Below are 7,493 nucleotides of genomic sequence, written 5' to 3' on the forward strand. Positions count from 1 at the left end.
GGTCGTGGATTCGATGTGCTCCCCCTGCTCCTGACCATCGGCCTGTGTTGTTTCACGTGAAACATTCGCCATGGTTCACCTTTCTTCGTTCAAATATTCTTCGATTGTATCCGAATCGGATTCCCATTGTGGTCATCACACACCGACAACGCAAGTCAAATCGATCGTTGTGGACGAATGTGGATATCTGTGGACAAAAATGTGGAAAACTCGTCGTTGATGCCTTTTCTTGCCGACCAAGCAATCGTTTGCCGAATCCCTAACATCGGCATGATTGCAACGATTAGACGACGTCTAAAAAGTTATCCACAATTTTACTGAGGTTTTCCACAATCTATCCACCGCACGGTGTGCATAACACGCACTATTCATGCATCAACGACATCGAAAACCGCAACACCGACGATCGGTGACACTGACGACGATCGTCCCTTCCGACACACCCACGTCATGAAAAAGCCTCCTTCTGCAAAAGGAGGCTGCTGTTTCACGCGGGATACAGTACTACTTCTTGTCCACCAGCACCACGTGGGTGGATTCGAGACCGGGCGCCACGGGGGCATCCACAACGCGCGGGTCACGGCCCTTGGCACGCAGGATCATCTTCATGCCCTTGTCGATCTCGTCCTGCGCGGTACGGCCCTTCAGCGCCACCAGACGGCCGCCGGAACGCAGCAGCGGCATCGTGAAGCCGGCGAGCTTGCGCATGGGCGCCACGGCGCGGCAGGTCACCACATCGAAGCCCTCACCAGGCTTCTTCGCATCCTCGGCGCGTGCGTGCACGATGCGCACGTTGCCAAGGTCAAGATCGTGCACGACCTCGCTCAGCCAGTCCACACGACGTTCCATCGGCTCGATCAGCGACACCGACACCTTCGGCAGGCACGCCGCCACGATGATGCCGGGGAACCCGCCGCCACTGCCCACGTCGGCGAGCTGTCCGGTGGCGTTCAGACGACCCTCGCCGTTCTCATCGTCGGGCACGCCCAGCGCGTCGAGAATGAACGGCACCACGGCCGCGGAGTTAAGAATGTGCCGCTCCCACAGGATGTCCACGTCACGCGGGCCGATCAGGCCGCGCGGCTCCCCCTCACGTTCCAGTTTCTCGTGAAACACTCGCAGCGGGGCCGCCGCGGCACCCAGCACCTCGTCAATGATCGGCGAACCGTCAAGCTGATCCGTCATATGCGCGTACTCTTCGTCCTTATCGTTCCGTCGTTCTTGCCACTATCCGTTAGTGTCACCGTCCGTTAGTCGGTCACCCGACGCGTCCATCAACCGCGAGCGCCGACCACGATCCGATTACTCCTCGACCTCATCCACGTCGTCGGCCACATCGGCATCGACGTCGGCGGCGGTCTCGGAGGCCTTGCGATACACCGTCACGTAACGGTGCGGCTCCTCGCCGTGGGAACGGGACTTCAGGCCCTCGTCGCGCACCACGTCGTGGATGATCTTGCGTTCGAACGAGTTCATCGGGTCCAGCGACACCGGCTCGCCGGTCTCGCGCACCTCGTCGATCGCGTCCAGGGCCATGTCCTTCAGACGCTGACGCTTGCGCTTGAGATAGCCGTCCACGTCGATGATCAGATGAGAACGCTCGCCGGTCTTCTGCTGCACGGCCAGACGGGTCAGCTGCTGCAGCGCGTCGACCACCTCGCCCTTGCGGCCGATCAGATGCTTGATGTCCGTATCGTCGTCGGCCACGATCTGCACCACCGGACGGTTGTTGCGCACACCCATCTCGATGTCACCCTCATAATCGACGATATCCAGCAGACCCTCAAGGTAATCGGCGGCGATGTCAGCTTCCTCATTGAGCTGATCGATCGTCTTCTCATCCGTCTGAGACATTACAACTCCTTAAAAGACACAGTTGAGTGCAAGTCTAATCGCACTCGATTCACGACACCATTCCTCACCTTACACGGCAGAAGCTACGTAGTCAGCCATCTCCGCAACAGAAACCGGGAAAACGCCGGCGCAATGAACCGCAATGAAAAAGCGCGGATCGTGCGTTTCACACGATCCGCGCTTCACGAATCTCAGCCGGCACCGTCGGCACCGATCACGACCGTTCGCCGTGACGTGCCGTGGTGACGCCCGTCGAGCGATGCGCTACTTCTTGCGCTTGCTCTTCGGCTGGCTCTTCTTGCGGCTGGGCTGCTGACGCTGGTGGCCCTTCTCGCCGCGCTCGGCCTCGGCGGCCTTGGCCTTGGCGAGCGCCTCCTCCTCGATCGTCGGCAGGCCCTCGCGCTCGCGGCGGCGCACCTCGCGGGCGTGCACGCGCTTGGCGCGGGTCTCGGCGGCCGGGGAGCCCGGCGTGGGCATGTGCTCCACCTGCACGATGGTCTGGGCGAGCGTCCACACGTTGTTGGTCAGCCAGTACACAAGCACGGCGAACGGGAAGGCGATGCCGGAGAAGATGTACATGACCGGGAAGATGAACGCCATCGAACGCTGCATGTTGTACTGCTGGCCCTGCATGGACTCGCGCGGCAGGTTGCGGCGCAGGTTGTAGTACTGCGACAGGAACATGGTCAGACACATCAGGGCGATGAACACGCCGACGGTGATCTTGCCGCTGCCGCTGGCCGTGCCGAACATGTCGGCCAGGCTCACATTGAACACATGCGTGGCCTCGATGTCCTTCGCCACGTCCACGGTGAACGCGCCGTACGGGTCCTTCACGCCGCGGGCGATGTAGCTCACGGAGGACAGCACGTAGAACATGGTCATGAACACCGGGGACTGGATCAGCGCGGGCACGCAGGAGCCCATCGGGTTCGCGCCGGTGTCGGCATAGAGCTTCATCGTCTCGCGGTTCATGGCCTCGCGGCTGGCGGGATCGGTCTTGCCCTTGTACTTGTCCTGGATGTGCTTCAGCTTGGGCTGCAGGGCCTGCATCTTGCGCATCGAGTTCATCTGCTTGACGAACAGCGGCAGGATGCACAGACGCACGAACACCACCAGCAGCACGATCGACAGCACCCATGCGATGCCGGGGCCGTCCTGGAAGCCGATGAACGTCAGCGCCTCATGGAAGATGTTCAGCAGGTGCGTCATCAACCATTCGATGGGATACAGGATCTTGTAGAAGAACGCGAAGAAGCTGGAATTGTCCAGATAGAACACGTTCTGATTCATCGGTGTCACGGGATTGCCTCCTCGGTTTTCGGCACGATGGGATCAATGGATCGTTGGGATCGTTGGCTCGATGTTGTTGCGATGTGTGGGCTGCTCGGTGATTCGTCGACGATGTTCTCCGCCGGTTTCCGGTCCGGTTCCCCGGGCGTTCCGTCGTCTGTCTCGTAGCCGAGCGGCGTGAGTCGCGGCTCCTCGTGGGCTTTGGACCAGTGGAATCGGTAGAAGATCGAGAAACGTTGGGGAACGTCGTCGATGCCGCCGCGACTCCATGGCCGGCACCGCATGAGCCGCAGTATGGCCAGGATGCTGCCACGGATCGCGCCGAACCGTTGTATTGCGGTGAGCGCGTAGCGGGAACATGACGGATAGTATTTGCAGCACGGTCCGAACAGCGGCGATATTCTCCGTTGATACCAGCGGATCGCCAGTGTCATTCCTTGTACCGCCGGGTTCATGTTCAGTCCCGCACTGTTCGATTGACCGGTTCCGCGGTTTCGTTTGCCGATGCAGTCGTTGCCTGATCGGTATTCTCGGAACCGTGCGATGCGATATTCGCCGTGGTCGACGAGGCGAAGCCGGGTGAAGTTTGTTTTGGAGAACCGGTCTGCATCGCAGACCTCTCCTCTACCTCGCTTCTCTCCGCTGTATTTTTCGCCTGATTCATCTTTTCGGCACCCTGCTGCGACCGTGTCTGAACACGATCGAACAGTTTGGCCAGCTGCCCGTCAAGCGACGAGAATTCCGCATGCGCGGCGCTTGGCTTGGCGCGGATCACCACGTCGCATGACTGCGGCAGAAGATCCTCGTACCGTCTTGCCAGTACGCGCAGACGCCGTTTCACCTGGTTTCGGGTGACCGCCTTGCCCACCGCTTTGGATACGGCAAGACCGAGCCTACGTCCCGAGAGGGATGGGCCGGTATGCTTGCCGTCGCTGCCGCCGTCGCCAGCGTTAGGTGCGCAAACAAGAAAATGGACCACAAGATCCTTACTGGATACTTTGGTCCTTTTCTTCAACACCCCAACGAAGTCGCGGTGGCTTTTCAGCCGTTCCACTTGGGTTCCGACGTGCCTTTGCGTTAATCAGTACGCGAATCAGGCGGACAGAACCTTGCGGCCCTTGGCGCGACGACGGTTGATCAGAGCGCGGCCGGAACGAGTGCGCATGCGGGCACGGAAGCCGTGCTTCATGTGACGACGACGGTTGTTGGGCTGGAAAGTCCTCTTCATAGTTATGCTCCCGGTTTTGGCCATGCAAAGGCATGGCTATCTCAATGAGTCAATCTTCTCCAAGATACAAGGAGCAGTGGTCCGAGTCAAACCAGAAGGAGGGATTACAGCAACCGGACTCGCCGACTTCCACGGGATCTTCACATAGTTTCTGGTATAAGAGGCCGTTCCCTATTGGCAAGCTTCATTCGCCTAGGCCCCCTTCGGCGCCGAGGGGAGATGTCAGCGCCAGCCGACTGAAGGGAGTCCTGTATTAGGGAGAGCTCGAACGGTCACGAGCGCAGCCGACATAGGGCACATCAGGGGGCTGTATTCGGGGGAACTCGAGCTCGCCGGGTGTCGCCCTCCCCTCAGTCTGCCTTTGGCAGCCAGCTCCCCTCCCCGGGAGGGGAGCCAAGCCCGATCTCCGTAAAGATCCTAATCATGCAGTACGCAACTGTCTCTCTTAAAAAAGGGAGTCTCCCTACACCCCTCTCCCGCCTCATACGAAGCGGAATTCAGATCTCGCAAGTTATGCACATTTATCCACAATCATCCACATGCAAGGCTGTGGATAACTTAAGTCCACGTCGAAGATCGTTGTAATTCCGCGGCTCCCGCGCCAAAAGTTATCCACATTTTGGCCTATATTTATCCACAAACGACATAAATGTTATTCACAATCCAGTATTTTCAACACGCGTGCCTGTGGATAACTTTGAGGGAAGGGCGTATAAAAGTATATCTGCACTGTATATGTGGATAACTATCCGACAACGGACCATGAAGGAGGAGGCCATGAGCTCGGACACCGCGACGCCGGCCGAGGATGCGCAACGCATCTGGACGATCGCCTGCAGCAGTCTTCGTCATGACGATACGCTTACTCCTCGCGATATGAGCTGCGTCGAGGATATCACGCCCGTCAGCGTCTTCGATTCCATGATCGTGCTCAACGCGTCCAACGAGATCACCCGCCTGACCATTGAAAACAAGGAGGCGGTGCTGCGTGCGTTGCAGGCGGCGAACGGCGGGGAGCCGCTGGTCCCGCTGATCAAGATCGTTCCTCCGGCTTCCGCTTCCAAGGGCTCCCGGTCCGGAGCCAAGCCGCAGAAGAATCAGCAGTCAGGTGCAGCGGAATCCGCATCTGCCGAATCATCGGCCCGCAGGACCGGCGAACGCACTGCCGGAGCGCCGGCCAACGCACAGTCGAAGCCCGCCGCCGTCACGGACCGTGATGTGCGCAGGGGTCTTCGAGATCTTCCTTCTCCCGATCTGCCGACCGCCGCAAAACCAGCCAAACCTCGCGCGAATTTCACGCCGATGCCTGGTTCCGGCCGATTCGTGCAGGAGAAGCTCGACGATTTCGCCGACGTTCCCACCAAGGATCAGCTTGAGCGAACGATTGCAGTTCCGGGTGTTCCCGCAGGCGGAGCCAAGGTCGCCCGAGACGAGGAGACGCATCTCAATCGCAACGCCACGTTCGAGACGTTCGTGCCTGGCGATTCCAACCGCTTCGCGCGTGCGGTGTCTCTGGCAGTGGCCGAAGCACCGGGCCTATCGTTCAACCCGCTGTGTATCTACGGCGGATCCGGTCTGGGCAAGACCCATCTGCTCAACGCGATCGGCAACTATGCGCTGAGCGAGAACCCCCGGCTCAAGGTGCGCTACGTCAACTCGGAGGAGTTCACCAACGAGTTCATCGAATCCCTGCAGGGAGAGGCCCAGACGAATGGTCTGATCGCCGAGTTCAACCGTCGCTACCGCGAGGTGGACGTGCTGCTGATCGATGACATCCAGTTCCTTGGCGGCAAGGAGGCGACGCTCGAGCAGTTCTTCCACACGTTCAACGCGCTGCACGACGCCAACAAGCAGATCGTGATCGCCTCCGATGTGGCGCCCAAGAACCTCAAGGGATTCGAGCAGCGTCTGATCTCGCGATTCGACTCTGGACTGTCGGTGGACGTCAAGCCGCCGGACCGCGAGACCCGTATTGCAATCCTTCGCATGAAAGCGCAGATCTCCAACCTGGAGATCCCGAACGACGTGCTCGATCTGATCGCCGAACAGGTGACCGACAACATCCGCGAGCTCGAGGGTGCACTGACCCGAGTCACCGCCATGGCCAGCCTCAACAACCAGCCAATCACGCGGTTGCTGGCCGAGCAGACGCTGCAGGACTTCTTCACCACCGAGGTGGAGATCAAGCCCACCGACATCATCACGCAGGTGGCCCAGTACTTCCAGCTCACGTTCGACGATCTGGTGGGGCCGTGGCGCGCCAAGAACGTGGCGCTGGCGCGGCAGATCGCCATGTACATGACGCGCGAACTGACCAGCCTGTCCTTGGTGGATATCGGCGAGATCTTCGGCGGCCGTGATCATTCCACGGTGATGCACGCCTACAAGAAGATCCAGTCCGGCATGGCGCAGAAACGCGAGGTCTACAACTACGTGAACGAGCTGACGGGCCGAATCAAGCGGCATAGCAATCCGGGAATGGGGTGATTTCAGGGTAAACGTGCGGCCGTAGCCTGAGAAAGAAGGCCAGCGAAACGGATGATGAAAAGGAACGGCGGCAGCCTCACGGATTATCCACATTTTTGAGGTTTTGTCGTCGTTCAACACGCCGGCGGATTCCCAAAATCTTAGAAAGTTATCCACATAGTTATCCACTTCATTGGCGAAAGCCCGTGGATAACACTCGATTTTCCTGTGGAAAACCTGCGGATAAGCCGTTGATAAGTGGCCTCAAAATGTTGAAAAATCAAGGGTTCCTCTGCAACTGTGGATAACCCGGGTACTTATCCACATACCATTCGAAAGTTATCCACATTTCTGGAAAACTTTGAAAGCAAGCAACAGTAAGGACCAAACGAGTTATCCACATTATCCACAGGGCTTATTATTACGATTACTTGTTTATCTTCTTTAGATGACCATGATCGTCATAAGCAGACCTTGCCTTTGGGGATAACTCACCGACCGCACAGGTAGAATTGGGTTCATCAAGTTTTATCGTTCACCAACACGTTAGGGATAAGAATTCTTATGAAGGCAGAAGTCAACTCCGCGTCCCTCGCCGATGCAGTCGCATGGACCTCACGCGTGATTCCAGCACGTCCCGCAACTCCGATCC

At 58.6% G+C, this 7,493-nt stretch carries 5 protein-coding genes and 2 pseudogenes; 1 reads left to right on the forward strand and 6 read right to left on the reverse strand.

The window, feature by feature from the left end; genetic code table 11:
• Positions 1 to 504: 504 nt before the first annotated feature.
• The 6 genes and pseudogenes from rsmG to rpmH all read right to left on the reverse strand — a co-directional run bounded on the left by rsmG (position 505) and on the right by rpmH (position 4,375).
• Positions 505 to 1,185, reverse strand: coding sequence for a 16S rRNA (guanine(527)-N(7))-methyltransferase RsmG (gene rsmG / locus Tam10B_RS12475; protein WP_093961561.1), 681 nt, complete (start codon positions 1,183 to 1,185; stop codon positions 505 to 507).
• Between the two features lie 117 nt (positions 1,186 to 1,302).
• Positions 1,303 to 1,854, reverse strand: coding sequence for a Jag family protein (locus Tam10B_RS12480; protein WP_093961562.1), 552 nt, complete (start codon positions 1,852 to 1,854; stop codon positions 1,303 to 1,305).
• 264 nt (positions 1,855 to 2,118) lie between these two features.
• The gene (yidC, locus tag Tam10B_RS12485; RefSeq protein ID WP_093961563.1) at positions 2,119 to 3,147 is read right to left on the reverse strand and encodes a membrane protein insertase YidC; all 1,029 of its coding nucleotides are present in this window, start codon (positions 3,145 to 3,147) and stop codon (positions 2,119 to 2,121) included.
• A gap of 170 nt (positions 3,148 to 3,317) precedes the next feature.
• A pseudogene (gene yidD / locus Tam10B_RS13660) lies at positions 3,318 to 3,581 on the reverse strand (membrane protein insertion efficiency factor YidD); the annotation flags it as partial.
• 248 nt (positions 3,582 to 3,829) lie between these two features.
• Positions 3,830 to 4,201 (reverse strand): annotated as a pseudogene (gene rnpA, locus Tam10B_RS13665) (ribonuclease P protein component); the annotation flags it as partial.
• Between the two features lie 39 nt (positions 4,202 to 4,240).
• Positions 4,241 to 4,375 carry a 50S ribosomal protein L34 gene (rpmH, locus tag Tam10B_RS12500; RefSeq protein WP_093961566.1) on the reverse strand — a complete coding sequence of 45 codons (135 nt, stop codon included), beginning with the start codon at positions 4,373 to 4,375 and terminating at the stop codon, positions 4,241 to 4,243.
• A gap of 777 nt (positions 4,376 to 5,152) precedes the next feature.
• Here rpmH and dnaA point away from each other — a divergent pair.
• Complete coding sequence (gene dnaA / locus Tam10B_RS12505) at positions 5,153 to 6,862, forward strand: chromosomal replication initiator protein DnaA (protein WP_093961567.1); 1,710 nt, start codon at positions 5,153 to 5,155, stop codon at positions 6,860 to 6,862.
• The last annotated feature ends 631 nt before the right edge of the window (positions 6,863 to 7,493 follow it).

This window comes from Bifidobacterium vansinderenii, from assembly GCF_002234915.1.
Classification (GTDB): Bacteria; Actinomycetota; Actinomycetes; order Actinomycetales; family Bifidobacteriaceae; genus Galliscardovia; species Galliscardovia vansinderenii.